The sequence below is a fragment of the Acinetobacter lwoffii genome, from assembly GCF_024129595.1.
GTDB lineage: Bacteria > Pseudomonadota > Gammaproteobacteria > Pseudomonadales > Moraxellaceae > Acinetobacter > Acinetobacter lwoffii_O.
The window spans coordinates 25,179-42,971 of the sequence record NZ_JAMXXS010000002.1 but is presented as its reverse complement, the minus strand read 5'-3'; the positions used below and the strand labels follow the sequence as shown (position 1 = coordinate 42,971).

At 42.0% G+C, this 17,793-nt stretch carries 18 protein-coding genes; 10 read left to right on the top strand and 8 right to left on the bottom strand.

What is annotated here, in order from left to right:
* Positions 1-16: 16 nt before the first annotated feature.
* Positions 17-1,363 (top strand): OmpP1/FadL family transporter, encoded by a 1,347-nt coding sequence (locus NI466_RS01710; RefSeq protein WP_253172506.1) that lies wholly within the window; start codon positions 17-19, stop codon positions 1,361-1,363.
* 309 nt (positions 1,364-1,672) lie between these two features.
* A complete protein-coding gene (locus NI466_RS01705) occupies positions 1,673-2,839 on the top strand; it encodes an OmpP1/FadL family transporter (protein ID WP_253172505.1) in 1,167 nt (388 codons plus the stop codon).
* A 64-nt stretch (positions 2,840-2,903) separates the two neighbouring features.
* Here the strand turns inward: NI466_RS01705 and thrH are convergent, their stop codons facing one another.
* Positions 2,904-3,521, bottom strand: coding sequence for a bifunctional phosphoserine phosphatase/homoserine phosphotransferase ThrH (gene thrH, locus NI466_RS01700; RefSeq protein WP_253172504.1), 618 nt, complete (start codon positions 3,519-3,521; stop codon positions 2,904-2,906).
* Between the two features lie 204 nt (positions 3,522-3,725).
* Between thrH and NI466_RS01695 the strand changes: the two genes are divergently transcribed.
* On the top strand, positions 3,726-4,460 hold the full coding sequence (locus tag NI466_RS01695; protein WP_129716563.1) for a phosphoadenylyl-sulfate reductase: 735 nt from the start codon (positions 3,726-3,728) through the stop codon (positions 4,458-4,460).
* Positions 4,461-4,922: 462 nt separating this feature from the next.
* On the top strand, positions 4,923-6,305 hold the full coding sequence (locus tag NI466_RS01690) for a WS/DGAT/MGAT family O-acyltransferase (RefSeq protein ID WP_153566962.1): 1,383 nt from the start codon (positions 4,923-4,925) through the stop codon (positions 6,303-6,305).
* Positions 6,306-6,513: 208 nt separating this feature from the next.
* On the opposite strand, the gene NI466_RS01685 is transcribed toward NI466_RS01690, so the two are convergent.
* The 6 genes from NI466_RS01685 to NI466_RS01660 form a co-directional block, all read right to left on the bottom strand.
* Positions 6,514-6,687: a PA1571 family protein gene (locus NI466_RS01685; RefSeq protein ID WP_004646222.1), complete on the bottom strand. Its 174-nt coding sequence runs from the start codon at positions 6,685-6,687 to the stop codon at positions 6,514-6,516.
* 132 nt (positions 6,688-6,819) lie between these two features.
* Positions 6,820-8,274, bottom strand: a complete 1,455-nt coding sequence (gene rng / locus NI466_RS01680) for a ribonuclease G (protein WP_004646221.1) — start codon at positions 8,272-8,274, stop codon at positions 6,820-6,822.
* Positions 8,275-8,312: 38 nt separating this feature from the next.
* Positions 8,313-8,879: a Maf-like protein gene (locus NI466_RS01675; protein ID WP_253172503.1), complete on the bottom strand. Its 567-nt coding sequence runs from the start codon at positions 8,877-8,879 to the stop codon at positions 8,313-8,315.
* Entirely contained in the window at positions 8,867-9,358 is a 492-nt protein-coding gene (gene mreD / locus NI466_RS01670) for a rod shape-determining protein MreD (protein WP_224216887.1), read from the bottom strand. The genes NI466_RS01675 and mreD overlap by 13 nt, the downstream gene beginning before the upstream one ends.
* Positions 9,345-10,202, bottom strand: coding sequence for a rod shape-determining protein MreC (gene mreC, locus NI466_RS01665; protein ID WP_004279362.1), 858 nt, complete (start codon positions 10,200-10,202; stop codon positions 9,345-9,347). Before mreC ends, mreD begins: the two co-directional genes overlap by 14 nt.
* Positions 10,203-10,218: 16 nt before the next feature.
* The gene (locus NI466_RS01660) at positions 10,219-11,265 is read right to left on the bottom strand and encodes a rod shape-determining protein (protein WP_004279360.1); all 1,047 of its coding nucleotides are present in this window, start codon (positions 11,263-11,265) and stop codon (positions 10,219-10,221) included.
* A 132-nt stretch (positions 11,266-11,397) separates the two neighbouring features.
* On the opposite strand from NI466_RS01660, the gene gatC reads away from it, so the two are divergent.
* The 6 genes from gatC to NI466_RS01630 all read left to right on the top strand — a co-directional run bounded on the left by gatC (position 11,398) and on the right by NI466_RS01630 (position 16,678).
* Entirely contained in the window at positions 11,398-11,712 is a 315-nt protein-coding gene (gene gatC / locus NI466_RS01655; RefSeq protein WP_253172502.1) for an Asp-tRNA(Asn)/Glu-tRNA(Gln) amidotransferase subunit GatC, read from the top strand.
* Between the two features lie 52 nt (positions 11,713-11,764).
* Positions 11,765-13,243 (top strand): Asp-tRNA(Asn)/Glu-tRNA(Gln) amidotransferase subunit GatA, encoded by a 1,479-nt coding sequence (gatA, locus tag NI466_RS01650; protein ID WP_253172501.1) that lies wholly within the window; start codon positions 11,765-11,767, stop codon positions 13,241-13,243.
* Complete coding sequence (gene gatB / locus NI466_RS01645; protein ID WP_253172500.1) at positions 13,243-14,718, top strand: Asp-tRNA(Asn)/Glu-tRNA(Gln) amidotransferase subunit GatB; 1,476 nt, start codon at positions 13,243-13,245, stop codon at positions 14,716-14,718. Before gatA ends, gatB begins: the two co-directional genes overlap by 1 nt.
* A gap of 63 nt (positions 14,719-14,781) precedes the next feature.
* Positions 14,782-15,009 carry a hypothetical protein gene (locus tag NI466_RS01640; protein ID WP_253172499.1) on the top strand — a complete coding sequence of 76 codons (228 nt, stop codon included), beginning with the start codon at positions 14,782-14,784 and terminating at the stop codon, positions 15,007-15,009.
* A gap of 51 nt (positions 15,010-15,060) precedes the next feature.
* The gene (locus NI466_RS01635) at positions 15,061-15,879 is read left to right on the top strand and encodes a hypothetical protein (RefSeq protein ID WP_253172498.1); all 819 of its coding nucleotides are present in this window, start codon (positions 15,061-15,063) and stop codon (positions 15,877-15,879) included.
* Between the two features lie 193 nt (positions 15,880-16,072).
* The gene (locus NI466_RS01630; protein ID WP_180077130.1) at positions 16,073-16,678 is read left to right on the top strand and encodes a hypothetical protein; all 606 of its coding nucleotides are present in this window, start codon (positions 16,073-16,075) and stop codon (positions 16,676-16,678) included.
* A gap of 207 nt (positions 16,679-16,885) precedes the next feature.
* Here the strand turns inward: NI466_RS01630 and NI466_RS01625 are convergent, their stop codons facing one another.
* A complete protein-coding gene (locus tag NI466_RS01625; RefSeq protein WP_005172120.1) occupies positions 16,886-17,374 on the bottom strand; it encodes a hypothetical protein in 489 nt (162 codons plus the stop codon).
* Between the last annotated feature and the right edge of the window lie 419 nt (positions 17,375-17,793).

The following is a 17,793-nucleotide window of genomic DNA, read 5'->3' as shown; positions in this document are numbered from 1 at the left end:
TCAAGGAAAGACGTAAATGAAATTAAAAACATTAACTACTGCAATGATTTTAGCAACTGTACCAATGACCGGGGCATTTGCCGCTGCTCTAGATCGTTCAGGCCAGTCAATCTCTGCATTCTTGCAACCTGGTAACTATTTTGAAGCAGGTATTTCTGTATTAGATCCAGATGTATCTGGACAGGAAGCTGGCACAAGCACAACAAATCGTCAAATTGGTGATATGGCGGGCGATTACTATTTCCCAAGTGCCGCACTAAAATTCCAACTTACTGATAACTTCTCTTTTGGTCTGCTTTACGACCAACCCTTTGGCGCTGATGCCGAATATTCAGGTAATAATGTTTTTGTTGCTGCACCAACAGATCGAGTACTAAGTACACTACCAATTACAACAACAGCTATTGGCGGCACTACTTCAGGCAGTACTTCAGTTGAAGTTGATACACAAAACATTTCTATGATTTTTGGCTTCCAACCAACTGAGAATTTTAATATTTATGGTGGTGGTGTATATCAAACCATTAAAGGTAATGTAAAACTACGCGGCTCAGCTTACAGCGTTTTTAATGGATACGATGCAGACATTAAAGAAGACTCTGCTGCAGGTTGGTTAGCTGGTGCAGCATTTCAAATTCCTGAAATTGCATTAAAAGCTTCAGTCACTTACCGCTCTGAAATTGATCATGAATTCGTTGCCAATGAAAACTTAAGTCTAGCTACTCCTTTAGCAGCTGCATTACCAGGTCTTGCTGGTCAACTACCAAGTTTAGGTTTAACACCACAACAAATTGCAGGAATTGGCCAAGCAGTAACAAAGTTTTCAGCAGCTAACACAGCTGAAGGTAAAACTAAAATTACAACACCACAATCGGTGAACTTAGACTTCCAAACAGGCATCATGGCGAATACTGTAGCATTTGCAAATGTACGCTGGGTGAACTGGAAAGATTTCTCAATCACACCGTATAAGTTTGGTAAAGCTGCAGAAGCTGTTGGTCCTTTAGTTAAGCGTCCAAATGGTTTTTCTCTTGTAGAATATTCAGATGACCAATGGTCTGCAAACGTAGGTGTAGGTCGTAAATTAAATGATCAATGGGCTGGTAACGTTTCTGTAGGTTGGGACTCTGGTGCAGGTAATCCTGTTTCAACTCTAGGTCCAACAGAAGGATATTGGAATCTTGGTTTAGGTGTTCAATATAGTCCAACACCAGCAACCTTCATTGCTGGTGGCGTAAAATATTTTTGGTTAGGGGATGCGAAAGCACAAACTGGTGCTCAAGCAGGCGGTTCAGAGTATGTAGCAAATTTTGAAGATAATGATGCTTTAGCTTATGGCTTAAAAATCGGTTACCGCTTCTAATTCAATATTTTCTAAAACAGCCACCCTTCGGGGTGGTTTTTTACACTTAAAGCTCTTCGTTTTTATACAAGTGCCAACCTAATGTTTAAATTTAAAACAATTAAACACATATTTTCCCAAATATTACCCTAAAAAATTATTTAATAAAATTCATCTACTTAAGACCTTAAAATAGTACTTTTACTCTAATCAACTGCTATTTATAACTTATTCAGTTCATTTATTCTGCGAAATTGAGCATTTACTCTTTTTAAAATTGTGTTACTTTTCCAGCACATTTTTGTTACAGATGGCATCAGGGACCGTACCATGAAGCTCAATAAAATTTATTCCGCTATTTTACTTAGCACTTTACCTCTTTCTGCAGTTCAAGCAGCTGGCTTAGACCGTTCTGGTCAGTCCATTTCTGCTTTTTTACAGCCGGGTAATTATGCGGAAGCCGGTATTTCTGTTTTAGATCCAACTGTAAAAGGTTCTTCTACAGTAACTGGTTTAGAAGGCGAAAAAATCAGTGATATGGGTGAAGACTATTACTTCCCATCTGCAGCTATTAAAGTACAAGCGACCGATAAAATTTCATTAGGCTTGATTTATGATCAACCATTTGGTGCTGATGCAAAGTATTCTTCAGTTGCCGGATCATTCGGTAATGGTGCAGAGGGCACTTCTGTTGAAGTAGACACTCATAATATAACCGCTTTAATTGGCTACCAACCTACAGAAAACTGGAATTTTTATGTAGGTCCAGTCTGGCAAACAGTTGAAGCAAATATTAAGTTACGCGGCCTGGCATATGCAAAACCACCTACTGGCACATTAAGTGGTTATAATATTGAATTAGAACAAGAAGAAGCATGGGGCTGGTTAGCAGGATTTGCTTATCAAATTCCAGAAATTGCTTTAAAAGCAGGTGTTACCTATCGTTCAGAAATCAAACATAGTGCCAAATCTACAGAAACATATAATTTAATTCCAGGCTTTGCTGATATAAATGAAGTAGATGCGATAACGCCACAATCAGTTAATATTGACTTACAAAGTGGAATTTCACCTAATACACTAGCTTTTGCAAATTTACGTTGGGTACATTGGGATAACTTTGTTGTAACCCCTAAATTCTTAGCTAATACCACTGCAGCATTAGGTGCGAAACAAAATCTAATTGATTATTCTGATGACCAATATTCAGCAACTGTGGGTTTAGGTCATAAGTTCAATGCTAAATGGTCTGGTACAGCAGCGGTTGGGTACGATTCTGGTGCAGGTAACCCGGTTACTACTCTTGGCCCAACTGAAGGTTACTGGAGTGTAGGCATGGGCGGTCAGTACAGCCCTGCCGAAAACTATTTTATCCAAGCTGGTGTTAAATATTTCTGGTTAGGTGATGCACAAGCACAAACTGGTGGGATTGTTAAAGCTAATTTCGAGAATAACTACGCTCTTGGCTATGGTATGAAAATCGGCTATCGCTTCTAATCAAGCAAATTCATAAACAAAGGGCGCTATAAGCGCCCTTTGTTTTATTTTACAAACTTAAAAATTAAGCTGGAATATCACGCACGGAAGCATTACGAATAGCTGCTTTTAACGCATCATAACCACGAATTGGTGGGAATTGCGGGAATTCTGCAATGACATTCTCAGGTGCATCAAACAGGAAACCATGATCTGCTTCACCCAGCATCGTGGTATCGTTATAAGAATCCCCGGCTGCAATCACACGGAAATTCAAACCATGCAGTGCTTTAACAGCCTGACGTTTTTGATCTGGCTGGCGAAGTTTATAAGCCGAGATCATGCCAGCTTCATCCGTTTCCAATTTATGACAGAAAATAGTTGGCCAATCCAGTTGCTTCATCAATGGATGTGCAAATTCATAGAAAGTATCTGAAAGGATAATCAGTTGAAAATGCGTACTCACCCATTTCACAAATTCTTTTGCTCCTGGGAATGGACCCATTTCTGCAATCACTTCCTGAATATCGTTCAAGCCTAAACCGTGCTGTTTTAAAATATTCAGACGTTGGGTCATCAGTACATCATAGTCAGGAATGTCACGAGTCGTCGCTTCAAGCTCTTTAATACCGGTTTTTTTAGCAAAGTTAATCCAGATTTCTGGAACCAACACACCTTCTAAATCTAGACATACGACTTCCATGAACATTCCCTCTAAGTTGTATTGAAAAAATTTTGCACTATCATAGCTGAAGAAACAGATTTTGCACTGTACTTTTTTAAATCTATTTTTTTCATAAGTATTTATTTTTTAGTGATAAGTCAATTAAATCAATTCTATTAAAATAGATGTGAAATTAACTAATATAGGCCATGTCCTTTCCAAGCCTATATCGCCAGGACTCTCATGACCATCATTCCTACTATTGATCGTATTGATGCGCTTGCATCTGAATATGCTGATAAATCGCCCAATGAAATTTTGGCACTTGCACTGAGCCAGCAAGGTGAAATTGCGATTTCATTTTCTGGTGCTGAAGATGTTGTATTGATTGATATGGCGTCGCATCTCGGTAAACCGTTCCGGGTATTCAGTCTGGACACTGGCCGTCTACATGCAGAGACGTATCAGTTTATTGAACGGGTGCGTAAGCATTACAACATCGAAATTGAAATCTGCTTCCCTGAAACGGATGCAGTACAAAATTTAGTGACCACCAAAGGTTTATTCAGTTTCTTTGAAGATGGTCATCAGGAATGTTGCGGTATACGCAAGGTTCAACCGCTACGTAAAAAACTGGCGACGCTGGATGGCTGGATTACTGGTCAGCGCAAAGACCAAAGTCCGGGTACACGCAATGAAATTCCTGTGGTTCAAGCAGATCCAGGTTTCTCCGGTCCGGGAAAACAGTTGATCAAGTACAATCCTCTAGCCAACTGGTCCAGTGCAGATGTCTGGAGTTATATCCGTATGATGGAAGTCCCTTATAATGCCCTGCATGAAAAAGGTTTTGTTTCTATCGGCTGTGAACCTTGTACTCGCCCTGTGCTGCCAAATCAGCATGAACGCGAAGGCCGCTGGTGGTGGGAAGAAGCTACCCATAAAGAATGTGGCTTACATGCTGGCAATCTAAAAAAATAAAATTAAGTTTTATCGTTCCTATTGATTGAAAGACTATTTTTTAATAAAGATAGTCTTTTTAATTGATAATTTTACATTTAGTGAAAAGATATAAATTACCTTTTATCGGGATAATATTATTTTAATTAAAGAATTTATAAAATTTTAGCTCATTGATTTATTTGTATAAAATGTGAAATTGAACACAATGCTATTCTTTTAATAACACATAATTATTAAGTTACACTCCACTTCGCCTAGTAAATACTATTTTTACAAATCTATTTTAAAACTAAAATTTTCACATTTCATAAACTTAGGAAGATATTTTGTTCTTGTCAATAGCCACTTTTTCACAGTTAAGGCAAGATAAAGCAGTTCATTTATATGCTAAAAAAGATATACTTTAAAAACTAAAGTAATAATTCTAACAAGGCCTTTTAGCAAAAAAGCTATAGAGAATGCAGTGAGGCAATCCACGCTATGCGTCCATTACATCCAATTGATTTTATTTTCTTAACTTTAGAGAAACGGCAGCAGCCTATGCATGTAGGTGGACTATTTTTATTCCAAATTCCCGACAATGCGCCAGCTTCCTTTATTCAGGATCTAGTCACGGATATCCAAAATTCGAAATGCTCCCCTATCCCACCTTTTAACAATTATTTAAACGGCCTGTTTTGGGATGAAGACCAGGAATTTGATTTAGATCATCATTTTCGTCATATCGCCCTGCCAAAACCGGGCCGTATCCGTGAATTGCTGACCTATATTTCTCAAGAACATAGTGCCCTGATTGATCGTGCAAAACCTTTATGGACCTGTCATATCATTGAAGGTATTGAAGGAAACCGTTTTGCCATGTATTTCAAAATTCACCATGCCATGGTGGATGGAATTGCAGGCATGCGTCTGGTAGAAAAATCACTTTCATTTGACCCCCATGCCAAGAGTATTGTACCGCCGTGGTGTGTAGAAGGGCCACGTGCCAAACGCCTGAAAGCACCTAAAGTGAACAGGTTTAAAAATGTCCTGCAGACCATTAAGGGGCAACTGGAATGTGCGCCACGAGTCGCTTATGAACTGTCGCAAACCGTCATGAAAGATATGGGACGTAATCCGGATTATGTATCCAGCTTTCAGGCACCAAGTAGCATTCTGAATCAACGCGTCAGTGCGTCACGTCGCTTTGCAGCCCAGTCTTTCGAATTTTCACGTTTACGTCATATTTCCAAGGCATTGGGCGTGACCATTAATGATATCGTCCTGGCCATTTGTTCAGGTGCATTACGTGAATATTTATTATCGCAAAATGCCTTACCGAAAAAACCGTTAATTGCCATGGTTCCAGCTTCGGTTCGCAGTGATGACTCGGATGTATCCAACCGTATTACTATGATTCTAGCCAATCTAGGCACGCATAAAGAAGATCCGCTGGAACGTCTCAAGATCGTACGCCGCAGTGTACTGAGTGCCAAAGAACGCTTCAAACGCATGAATGCCAACCAGATTTTGAACTATAGCGCCTTTGTCTATGGTGCAGCAGGTCTGAACATTGCCTCCGGTTTAATGCCGACACGTCAGGCTTTTAACGTAATTATTTCCAATGTACCTGGACCACAAGAACCCCTTTACTGGAATGGTGCACGTCTTGAAGCACTTTATCCGGCTTCTATCGTACTCGATGGTCAGGCCTTGAATATCACCATGACCAGCTATCTAGACAAACTGGAAGTCGGCTTGACCGCATGTCGTAATGCTCTGCCGAAAATGCAGAACTTGCTGACGCATCTGGAAGAAGAAATTCAACGTTTTGAACTTATTGTAGATGGCGAACCTGTCCCAAAGTTACGGGCGGTAAGCTAGCCGCGGATGAATAAATAAGATAGATGGGCTGCCAAAGGTGCTGATCATTTTTGCCAGTCTTTGAGCACAGAATAAAGGGACCGATCTGGTCCCTTTGCTTTATTTTTGGAAATCTTTTTAAATTATTTTAGAATTTTTGGAAGACTTCTCGATTTAAACGTCTATCCAAATCATTTTTTGACAAGTTAGAAACAATGCACAAATGCAATCAGCTTTTAATGGTACGGCACTGTTGTAATAATTGATGGCAGACGTTACGGATCATGCTCGCGGTAATCTGAACTTCATTACCGCGTTCATCGACGATATATCCCGCATGTACAGTCTTTGGTTCTAATACGTGTTTTAGGCCTTTATGGATTACTGCTTTACTCATACTCATCACACACTCCTTTTGCTAAGCCTGAAACTGGGAGAAACGGCTTTGGCTAATTCATGCATCTAGTATTGTAAATAAAGGCCCGGTTGTAAAATTTCAGATGTAACAAGTGTTTAACGATATTCTGTTACAATTTCAGCTGAGAATGATATCGTATTGCTCTTGCGTATACAGATTTTCCACTTGGAACTTAATCACGCGATTAATGAAATGTTCTAGATCAGCGACTGCAGGCGCTTCTGCCGTCAATAATCGATCAATGACAGCAGGATGCGCGACGACAGTAAAGCCACTCTGTGACTCATAAGCACGGGCATAACGCAGAATTTCCCTGAATATTTCGTAACATACTGACTCGGCTGTTTTGACATAACCACGTCCCTGACAGGTCGGACAAGATTCACAGAGCAAATGTTCCAGCGACTCACGGGTGCGTTTCCGGGTCATTTCTACCAGGCCCAGTTCCGATACCTGAGTAATCTTGGTCTTGGCATGGTCACGTTCCAGCATGCGCTCAAACTGTTTCATTACTTCTTCACGATGCTGCGCTTCCTGCATATCAATGAAATCAATGATAATAATTCCGCCCAGATTACGCAGACGTAACTGACGTGCGATGACATCGGTCGCTTCCATATTGGTTTTAAAAACCGTATCTTCCAGCGAACGACCACCAACATAAGAACCAGTATTGACATCAATCGTGGCCATGGCTTCAGTCTGGTCAATCATCAGATAGCCGCCGGACTTCAATGCGACACGAGTTTGCAATGCCTTTTGCAGGTCTTCTTCGACATTATACAAGTCAAAAATTGGCCGTTCACCCGGATAATGCAGCAAACGGTCTTTCATGTTCGGAACAAATTCTTCGACAAATTCCTGCAACTTGGCATGAATTTCACGTGAATCTACGTAAATTTTGGCAGTTTCTTCATTGGCCAGATCACGAATCACCCGCTGCGGTAAAGGCAATTCTTCAAAGATCAAGGACGGCACTGCAATAATCTTTTGCTTGCGCTGGATGTATTCCCAAAGCTTGGCCAGATAAGCCATATCCTGTGCGATGGCTTCTTCTTCAATGCCTTCTGCCGCAGTACGAACAATCACTGAACCCGGCAGCTTATGTTCTGCCTGAATCCGCTCAATGATGGAACGCAAGCGATTCCGCTCTTCCTCGGATTCAATCCGTTGCGATACACCAATATGATTGCCATATGGCATCAACACTAAATAACGTGAAGGAATAGAGAGATCGGTAGATAGCCGCGCACCCTTGGTGCCGAGCATATCCTTCATCACCTGAACCGTGAGGACTTGTCCCGGTTGAAGCAGCTCAAAAACATTAGGCGTGGGTTGATTGCGTGGCCAGACCATATCATTGATATGTAAAAACGCAGTACGAGAGAGTCCGATATCCACGAAAGCAGCCTGCATGCCGGGTAAAACCCGCACCACTTTTCCTTTATAAACATTCCCTACCAAACCACGCTTGGCCGTACGCTCGACAAACAGTTCATTGACCGTGCCGTTTTCAATTAACGCGACCCGACATTCCATCGGCGTGACGTTAATCAACAACTCGTCAGACATAACTACACTCAAAACATTATAAGAATTCTTTTCAGCAGTTAATTTAGTGCCTTAACCGTCTGTAATAACTGTACTGTCTCGTATAAAGGCAAGCCGACCACATTGGAATAACTGCCCTGTATTTCTGGAATATAACGTGCTGCAATTCCTTGAATCGCATAAGCCCCGGCTTTACCCAGTGGCTCACCTGTCGCCCAGTAACTTTCCATATCTGCAGCGCTCAGGATTTGAAATTCGACCTGTGTGCGTACCACTATACTGTATTTTTCATGCTTTGTACGGACACAGACACCGCTATAGACATCATGCCACCGACCGGAGATTTTTGTCCACATTTCAATCGCATGTTGTTTGGATTCAGGTTTGCCCAAAATCTCCTGATCCACCCCCAAACTGGTGTCCGCAGCAATAATAATTGCATCAGGATAAAGCTCTGCCACAGCATCCGCTTTGGCTCGTGCCAGACGTTCGACATAGGCTGCGACCGACTCGCCTGCTTGTACCGATTCGTCGATCTCGGGACTGTAAATATCGAAGCTCAGCCCGAGTTGTTGCAATAACTCGCGACGCCGGGGTGAGCTGGAAGCTAGAATTATACGCGCCATTTTTTCAGCACATAATAAATAGCAGGCCAGACCAGAATACTGGTGAGGAGTGGAATCCAGTGCCGTGCATAAGAAAATTGCACGCCAGCCATAATCTGGGTAAAAAAGATCATCAGCAGATATGCGACAATCGCCAGCCCCATAATCACCCAGAGATTATTAAAGGTCAGGATACGGCGTTCACGGGTCAGAAAGCGAGCTAAAAAGGCAATAATGATAAAGCTCAGCGCATTCAGACCCAAAGGTGCATCCAGCAACAGATCAATAAAAATACCGGTGCCAAAGGCAAACCAGATCCCGCACCAGGTTGGCTGACATAACACCCAGAAGAGCATGATCATCAGCATAAACAGCGGACGCCAGCCCGAGAGATTATAGGAAAGTGGATAGACCATTAAAATAGAAGCCACAATCACCGAAATGACAATAGCCATTAAAGGATCACGATGCTTTCTGGATTTCATCTTAGCGATTGACATGCGGTTGCTCCATCGCTAATGAATCGGAAAATAACACTACGACATGATGTCCACCGGCGAGTTGAGCCGCAGGCGTCACATCAATCTGGGCAAATTCACCAGAATTATGGCGTTGTACTTTAGACACCTGCCCCACCAGATAACCTGCCGGGAAATGTTGTCCCAAGCCCGAACTATAGACTTTTTCACCGACCTTGATATTGGCACTGGTCGGTACATATTCCATTTTTAAACGTCCCAGATCACCCGTACCCGAGACAATGGCACGCATCCCGGTATGTTCCAGGCGCACTGACAGTGAATGTTCTTTATCAGACAACAGCATGACCCGGCTACTATGCGGATAGACATTGATAATCTGTCCCATGATACCCTTGTCATCCAGTACGGTTTGCCCGACTTTCAGCTCGTTATTCGAACCCCGGTTGATCACGATAATATGCCGTAATGGATCGGCATCGGTGCCAATCACTTCGGCAATTTCAATACGTCCATCAATGATCAGCGGCGTGTCCAATAGACCACGCAAACGGGTATTTTCAGCAGAAAGTTCAGAGATTTTTTGTAAGCGTACCTGTGCCTGTAACAGCTCGGCCTGCATCGCGGTATTTTCCCGACGCAATTGAGCTTCAGACTTGGTTTGTTGATTCAACCACTCTCGCGACAATACCGGATAGCTGGCCACCGCATAAATAGGATTATAAGCAGCGTACAGGACATCCCTTGCAGGTTGAACAACATGCGGCATGCGCCAATCAAAGAAAAGCACCACCAGGCATGTTACCAATGCAATGATAAAAGAGCGAAAAGATGGCGGTTGTCGAGAAAACAGATGTGCTTGCACCCGCCGAATCCTTTTCTTAGCCTACGAATAACATGTCATGATTTGGGTTGTCGAAAAATTCGAGTACCTTGCCGCCACCACGTGTCACGCATGATAGTGGATCTTCTGCCACCACCACTGGCAGGCCAGTTTCTTTGGCAAGCAGCTTGTCCAGGTTACGTAGCAATGCACCACCACCAGTTAACACGATACCGCGTTCAGCGATGTCCGAAGAAAGCTCAGGAGGTGTGTGTTCTAGCGCAGATTTCACAGCAGACACGATGTTTTGCAATGGATCAGAAATCGCTTGGGTGACTTCGTCAGAATTAACCACGATTGCGCGAGGCACACCTTCTGCGAGGTTACGGCCACGAACTTCAATTTCAAGCGGTTTAGCACCTTCATCTGGCAACGCCATACCAACTTCTTTTTTGATCACTTCAGCCGTAGTTTCGCCGATCACACAGCCATGCGCTTTACGCACATAGTTAATGATCTGCTCATCAAATACATCACCGCCGATACGTAAAGAATCTGCATAAACACAACCTTGCAGCGAGATAATCGCAATTTCAGTGGTACCACCGCCCACATCAACCACCATCGAACCACAGGCCTGCTCAACTGGCATACCTGCACCAATCGCTGCTGCCATTGGCTCTTCAATTAAACGTACATCACGTGCGCCCGCATTAAACACGGCTTCACGAATGGCACGGCGCTCAACCAGAGTCGATTTACATGGCACGCAAACCACGACACGCGGTGCCGGAGTAAATAAACGGTTTTCATGTACTTTGCGAATGAACTGATTCAGCATGGTCTCAGTGACTTCAAAATCCGCAATCACACCGTCTTTCATAGGACGGATCGCTGAGATATTGGCTGGGGTACGACCTAGCATTTGCTTCGCTTCAAGACCGACTGCCGCAACAATTTTATGTGAACCACTATGACGGATGGCTACAACCGTTGGTTCATTTAATATAATGCCTCGTCCTGGCGCATAAATAAGTGTATTTGCTGTACCTAAATCAATGGCAAGATCGGGCGAAAACAAGCCTATTAGTCGTTTTAGAATCACGGGGACGTTCTCAGTTAAACTTTATATGGACGCAAGGTGGCCACTTTAACTAAATGTGATGATTTGGACAAGTCAATCGCTTATCATAACGCATGATAATTTGAATTTTTTTAATACTGATTAGGTAATATTATGTCTACATCGGATGCACAGCATTCTGCAGATTTAAGTGCAGAAACAGTTTCAGCTATTGCCAACCTTGCAAGGTTATCTCTCAATGATACGCAATCTGCTGAATATGCTCAAAGTTTAAATAAAATTTTAGGCATGATGGAAACCCTGAAAGGCATCAATACCGACGGAATTGAACCGCTGAAGAGCCCTTTCGACCATCCTCAGCCACTACGTGAAGATGTGGTCTCAGAAAGCAATCATCGCGAGCAATACCAAGCAGTTGCACCTGCTGTTCAGGATGGTTTATACCTCGTACCGCGCGTGATTGAGTAATTACTACCCAGTTCATTCTTTTTATTAAATTAAACGTAAAGAATTATTTCTCATGACAGATTTACATCGCTTATCCATTCGTGAACTCAGTGAAGGTCTGGCAAATGCCCAGTTTTCATCTCGCGAATTGACTGAACATTACTTAAAGCGTATTGCAAAAATTGATGTTCAAGTAAAATCATATGTAACCGTTACGCCTGAATTGGCATTGGTAGAAGCTGATGCGGCTGACACACTGCGTAAGGCAGGTGGTGCAAATGTGTTAACAGGCGTACCAATCGCGCATAAAGACATTTTCTGTACTCAAGGCATCAAAACCACTGCCGGTTCTAAAATACTGGACAATTTTATCTCTCCTTACGACGCCACCGTTGTCGCGAAAGGCAAAGCTGCGGGCCTGGTGACTTTGGGTAAATTGAACATGGACGAATTCGCCATGGGTTCGACCTCTGAAAACTCATATTACGGCGCAACGACTAACCCTTGGAATTTAGACCATGTCCCTGGCGGTTCTTCAGGTGGTTCAGCAGCAGCTGTTGCAGCGGATCTGGCACCCTTCGCTACCGGTACTGACACCGGTGGCTCTATTCGTCAACCTGCGTCATTCTGTGGCCTGACTGGACTTAAACCGACCTATGGTCGTGTGTCGCGCTTCGGTATGATTGCCTATGCATCATCACTCGACCAAGGCGGCCCGATGGCACGCTCGGCGGAAGACTGTGCCTACCTGATGAACGTGATGGCCGGTCATGATGCCAAAGATTCAACATCAATGAATCAAACCGTAGATAACTATGTGGCGAACCTGAATGATACATCCGTCAAAGGTTTACGCATTGGTATTCCAAAACAGTACTTTAATGTTGCCGGCCTAGCTGAAGATGTTAAAGCACGTGTCGAAGAATCATTGAAAAAGTTAGAAGACCTGGGCGCTACACTGGTTGAGATCGACCTCAACATGACCGAAAGCTACGTTCCGACTTACTACCTGATCGCACCTGCTGAAGCATCCTCTAACTTACAACGCTTTGACGGTGTGCGTTATGGCTACCGCTGTGAAAATCCAGTGGACTTGATGGACTTGTACAAACGTTCACGTTCAGAAGGTTTTGGTGCAGAAGTGCAACGTCGTATCCTGATTGGCACATATGCGTTATCCGCGGGTTACTACGATGCCTACTATGTCAAAGCACAAAAAGTACGTCGCTTGATTCAACAAGACTTCTTGAAAGCCTTTGAATCTGTGGATGTCATCGCTGCCCCGTCTGCGCCAACCACTGCCTATAAAATCGGTGCGGATTTGACACCAGTTGAAATGTACCTGGGCGATATTTATACGCTTGCAGTGAACCTGGCAGGTCTTCCTGCGATTAACGCGCCTGTTGGTTTTGACCAGAACAACTTGCCGGTTGGCTTACAGTTGATTGGTAACTACTGGTCAGAATCTCAATTGTTGTCTGTGGTACATCAGTATCAACAAGCAACCGATTGGCATACAAAACGCGCTGCAATTGCTGAGGAGAATGCATAATGGCGAAGAACAACGCTAAACCTAAATCAAACCTGATTGATGGTTGGGAAGTCGTTATTGGTATCGAGATTCACACTCAGCTTGCGACCAAATCTAAAATTTTCTCGGGTTCATCGACTGAATTCGGTCAAGACCCAAATACACAAGCCAGCCTGGTAGATTTGGCCATGCCAGGCGTATTGCCAGTACTGAACAAAGAAGTAGTTGATCTGGCGATTCGCTTTGGTTTGGGGATTGATGCATACATCGACCAAGCTTCAGTATTTGCGCGTAAAAACTATTTCTACCCGGATTCTCCAAAAGGCTACCAAATTAGCCAGATGGACAACCCGATTGTGGGCTTGGGTCATATCGACATCCAGCTTGATGATGGTACGGTTAAACGCATTGGCGTGACCCGTGCGCACCTTGAGGAAGATGCCGGTAAATCGGTGCATGACCAGTTTGAAGGCATGTCAGGCATCGACTTAAACCGTGCCGGTACGCCTCTGCTTGAAATCGTTTCTGAACCGGATATGCGTTCGGTTGAAGAAGCGGTTGCCTACATTAAAGCAATTCACACGCTGGTACGCTGGTTAGGTATTTCTGACGGTAACATGGCGGAAGGTTCGTTCCGTGCTGACTGTAACGTGTCTTTACGTCGTCCGGATCAACCGTTTGGTACTCGTTGTGAATTGAAAAACCTCAACTCATTCCGCTTCATTGAACAAGCGATCAATGTTGAAATTGAACGTCAAATGGAAATTCTGGAATGGGATGGCACCATCGACCAAGAAACTCGCTTGTTCGACCCTGTGAAGATGGAAACGCGTTCAATGCGTTCAAAAGAAGAAGCGAACGATTACCGCTACTTCCCTGATCCAGATTTGTTGCCTGTGGTGATTGCTGACGAGCAAATCGAAGCTGCACGTGCGGCACTTCCTGAGCTTCCTGCTGCACGTCGTGCACGTTTCGTGGCGGACTTTGGCGTGACTGAGTACGATGCACACGTTTTAACGCTTACTCGTGAAATGTCAGAGTTTTATGAAGAAGTCGTAAAAGCTGCGGGCGGTGCTGCTCAAGGTAAGATTGCTGCAAACTGGGTCATGGGTGAATTCTCAGGGGCTTTAAACAAAGCTGGCTTAGAATTGGTAGACTCTCCTGTATCTGCCGAGAAACTTGGTGGCATGATTGCACGTATTGTGGACAATACGATTAACGGTAAGATTGCGAAGCAAGTATTCGGCTTTATGTGGGACGAAGGCAAATCTGCGGACGAAATTATTGCGGAAAAAGGCTTGAAACAGGAAACTGATACAGGTGCAATTGAAGCAATTATTAAAGACGTACTTGCTGCCAATGAGAAGATGGTTGAAGAGTATAAATCTGGTAAAGAGAAAGCTTTCAACGGTCTTGTTGGTCAAGTAATGAAAGCAGCGAAAGGTAAAGCCAACCCTGCACAAGTGAATGAATTAATGAAGAAATTGATTGGTTAACACATAAATCTTCAATACAATTAAGGGGCTATCAAAGCCCCTTAATTTTTTGGAAAAATTACAATGTATAAATCTTTAAGATATATTTTTTGGTTTATCAGTATTTTTTTCTTCTCTTTTTTTATCTATCAACTTTCAAAGTATAATTTTGATCTGATTTATTTTTTTGAAAAAAAGTATCAATATATTGCCTATATATTTGGTGCAATTGGTGGTCTTTTTGCAATTGAAAACTTTCATAGAAAAGAAGGACTTTCAATAGACCTCTTGCGAAAGTATCGTTTTACCTAATTTTCGAATTGGCTAAAACCTTATAAAATGTAGCTTTGGGCTGTTTAAATTTTGACTAACGCAAGAAGTCTAATATTAGGTAATCTATCTACAACTCATTTTTTTGGAAAACCTGAAGATAGTTTTGATACATCATTTATAGATTTAACTTTAATAAATCGAAAAGATAAGCCAATAATAATATTTGATGTATATGTAAAAATTGGATCAAACACCTATATTCATTTAAAGCAAGCAACCAAAGAAGACCCTATTATCATTAAGGGATATGAATACTATTACGAAGAATTTAACGAAGCTTATTTCTATTCATCAGGTATAAATGCTTACTCCTTACGCTCAAGTAAACTCACTAACAAATACCAAATACATTTGCACACCTCGGAAGGGATTTATAAAGTTAAAAAACTAAAACCGCACAATGAGTTTTATAGGTTTTATAGCCGTCTTTTAAAACCTGAAAGACTAGAATTTAATGAAACAACAGTCCCATTAAATACAGCCTATATTCTTAATTTTTATGATCTAAAAGACAAATTACATTCAATTTATATTAAGAAAGAATACACTTGGATTCAAATTGAAAACTTTAAAATAGAATCAGCAGAAAAATTAGATCGAGAAAAGTTAGAGCAAGAGTTAAATATCGGTATAGAATCCAGAGCATTAGCAATAAAAAGTTTTCAAATTATTGATTTTCAGGAAAAATTAAATCAAAAGAGAGAAAAATTTCTACATTTTAAAAATGATTATAATCCTTTAAATATTAATACTTCTTTTGATAAAGGGAGCAAAAAACACATGACTTATGTCTATTACAAAAATAAATTTCAAAAAATCATATCCTCATTTAAAAAGATCAAAAAATAAATTTTATGATGTATCAAATTTTACTAATCCTTCTCCTTGCGAAGCGTCGCTTCTTACCTTTAAAAAGGGAGACTTTGTCTCTTATTCAATTTAATACGCGTGGTTCCCTCTCCTTTTTAAAGGAGAGGGTTATTATTTAATTTTCAAAAGTTTAAGAATACAATCAATCCAAACTCTTCACACCCAAAACAACATGACCATCAAAAAAGTATCCTCTATCGCCAAACTCGAAGACTTAGGGCGCATCCAACTGTCAAAGTCCTTCTTTATGCGTGATTTCCTCTATAGCGAAATCGCCAATTGGTACGGTGTACCCAACTTCCCCGACCATCCTGACATTGCCATCCGTACAGGCACAGAACTCTGTCAACAACTGCTCGAACCACTGCAAGCAAAGTTCGAGCGTATCGCTATTCGTTCTGCATACCGCTCGCCAAGCGTGAATCAACTCGGCAACGAAAAGGGACATAACTGCGCAAGTAATGAGAAAAACTTCGCTAGCCATATCTGGGACTATCCCGATACAAAAGGCTATGGTGCAACGGCGTGTATTGTGATTCCCTCGTTTTTAGAACTGTATGAAAAAGACCAAGCCAATTGGCAACAGCTTGCTTATTGGATTCACAATAATCTCAACTACAGCCATTTACAATTTTTCCCAAAACTCTGCGCTTTTAACATTGGTTGGCATGAACAGCCAGCTCGGGAAATTTATAGCTATATACAGCCCAAAGGCTATTTGTTGCGTGGGGAAGCTGTGAATAAAGAGTTTGAGAGGTTTTATCCTGCTTTGTTGTAGTTTGCCCTCACCCCAGCCCTCTCCCATAGGGATAGGGAGCAATCATTACTGATCATATAACAGCAACAATTTAATATTGGAAGTTCCCTCTCCTGAAAGGAGAGGGCTAGGGAGAGGTAAAAATGGCTTTTAAAATGAAGTGCAAGTGATGAGCATCCTCAGAATATATTCTGAGTGCTCAAGGGAGAGGTGATTAAAAAAACCAATTTACAATCCCAACTTATTCAACAAATCCGGTGTCAAAAAAGTCTGTGCCACACGATTTAAATCGATATAACGCAACACACCTTTGAGCTGATTATTAATTTCAGGATTCTTTAAAATTTCCTCTCCTGTGGTTTTACCTAAAGCCTGAAAACTATCGCCAACAGCCTGCAAACCTTCAGCCTGAATCACGGCTTTGGTCTGTGCTGAACATTGCTCCACTAAAATGCGCTGCAACACCGTCGCCAGATTCTTGTCTAATGCTTCCTTTTGAGTCGCAGTCACATTACTAAAAGCCTTTAAATCGGGATGATTGCCCAATGCCACAAATGTCCATTGCAACACCGTAGTTTTATCAGTGGCTGTAGTGGACTTCATCAAACAGTCACTCAGCTGATCGACCGTTGGGCCCGCCATCGTAACCTGTGCTGCTCCCAACAATGCTGCACCTAGAAAAAATGAACGAATACGAGAAGAACTTTTTAAACCCATCACCACTTCCTTTTAATATGACATCAGCATTTTGGCGCTGAAAATAGCTTCTTTGTATCATGTAAAAAGGAAATATACTGATAGAACTCTGTAAAACATGAACTGGATTTAAAATTAATTCAGATGAAAAATTTCATCCCATCATGCTATTCATTAGATGGTGATATTGATCGAGTAAACTTAGCGTTATTATTCAAATTCAAACAAAAAAATAATCATGATGACTGCAAACACCTTCAACAGCATCCTTCCTTGGAGACTGGTTGTGTTCTTTAGCTTGACCGTATTGTTATTGATCCATCCTGTTTTTCGAAGATGGATGTTCGAATCGCGCGACTTGCCCAGCAAACGCAGTCGGATTTCATCCTCTATATCCGACCTGATTGAACTGATTTTTTATCCCATCTTCTGGTGAATCA

Bases quoted from the DNA above. Each gene is read 5' to 3' on its own strand.
- NI466_RS01710 (WP_253172506.1), top strand. From the start codon at position 17: ATGAAATTAAAAACATTAACTACTGCAATGATTTTAGCAACTGTACCA.
- NI466_RS01705 (WP_253172505.1), top strand. From the start codon at position 1,673: ATGAAGCTCAATAAAATTTATTCCGCTATTTTACTTAGCACTTTACCT.
- thrH (WP_253172504.1), bottom strand. From the start codon at position 3,521: ATGGAAGTCGTATGTCTAGATTTAGAAGGTGTGTTGGTTCCAGAAATC.
- NI466_RS01695 (WP_129716563.1), top strand. From the start codon at position 3,726: ATGACCATCATTCCTACTATTGATCGTATTGATGCGCTTGCATCTGAA.
- NI466_RS01690 (WP_153566962.1), top strand. From the start codon at position 4,923: ATGCGTCCATTACATCCAATTGATTTTATTTTCTTAACTTTAGAGAAA.
- NI466_RS01685 (WP_004646222.1), bottom strand. From the start codon at position 6,687: ATGAGTATGAGTAAAGCAGTAATCCATAAAGGCCTAAAACACGTATTA.
- rng (WP_004646221.1), bottom strand. From the start codon at position 8,274: ATGTCTGACGAGTTGTTGATTAACGTCACGCCGATGGAATGTCGGGTC.
- NI466_RS01675 (WP_253172503.1), bottom strand. From the start codon at position 8,879: ATGGCGCGTATAATTCTAGCTTCCAGCTCACCCCGGCGTCGCGAGTTA.
- mreD (WP_224216887.1), bottom strand. From the start codon at position 9,358: ATGTCAATCGCTAAGATGAAATCCAGAAAGCATCGTGATCCTTTAATG.
- gatC (WP_253172502.1), top strand. From the start codon at position 11,398: ATGTCTACATCGGATGCACAGCATTCTGCAGATTTAAGTGCAGAAACA.
- gatA (WP_253172501.1), top strand. From the start codon at position 11,765: ATGACAGATTTACATCGCTTATCCATTCGTGAACTCAGTGAAGGTCTG.
- gatB (WP_253172500.1), top strand. From the start codon at position 13,243: ATGGCGAAGAACAACGCTAAACCTAAATCAAACCTGATTGATGGTTGG.
- NI466_RS01640 (WP_253172499.1), top strand. From the start codon at position 14,782: ATGTATAAATCTTTAAGATATATTTTTTGGTTTATCAGTATTTTTTTC.
- NI466_RS01630 (WP_180077130.1), top strand. From the start codon at position 16,073: ATGACCATCAAAAAAGTATCCTCTATCGCCAAACTCGAAGACTTAGGG.
- NI466_RS01625 (WP_005172120.1), bottom strand. From the start codon at position 17,374: ATGGGTTTAAAAAGTTCTTCTCGTATTCGTTCATTTTTTCTAGGTGCA.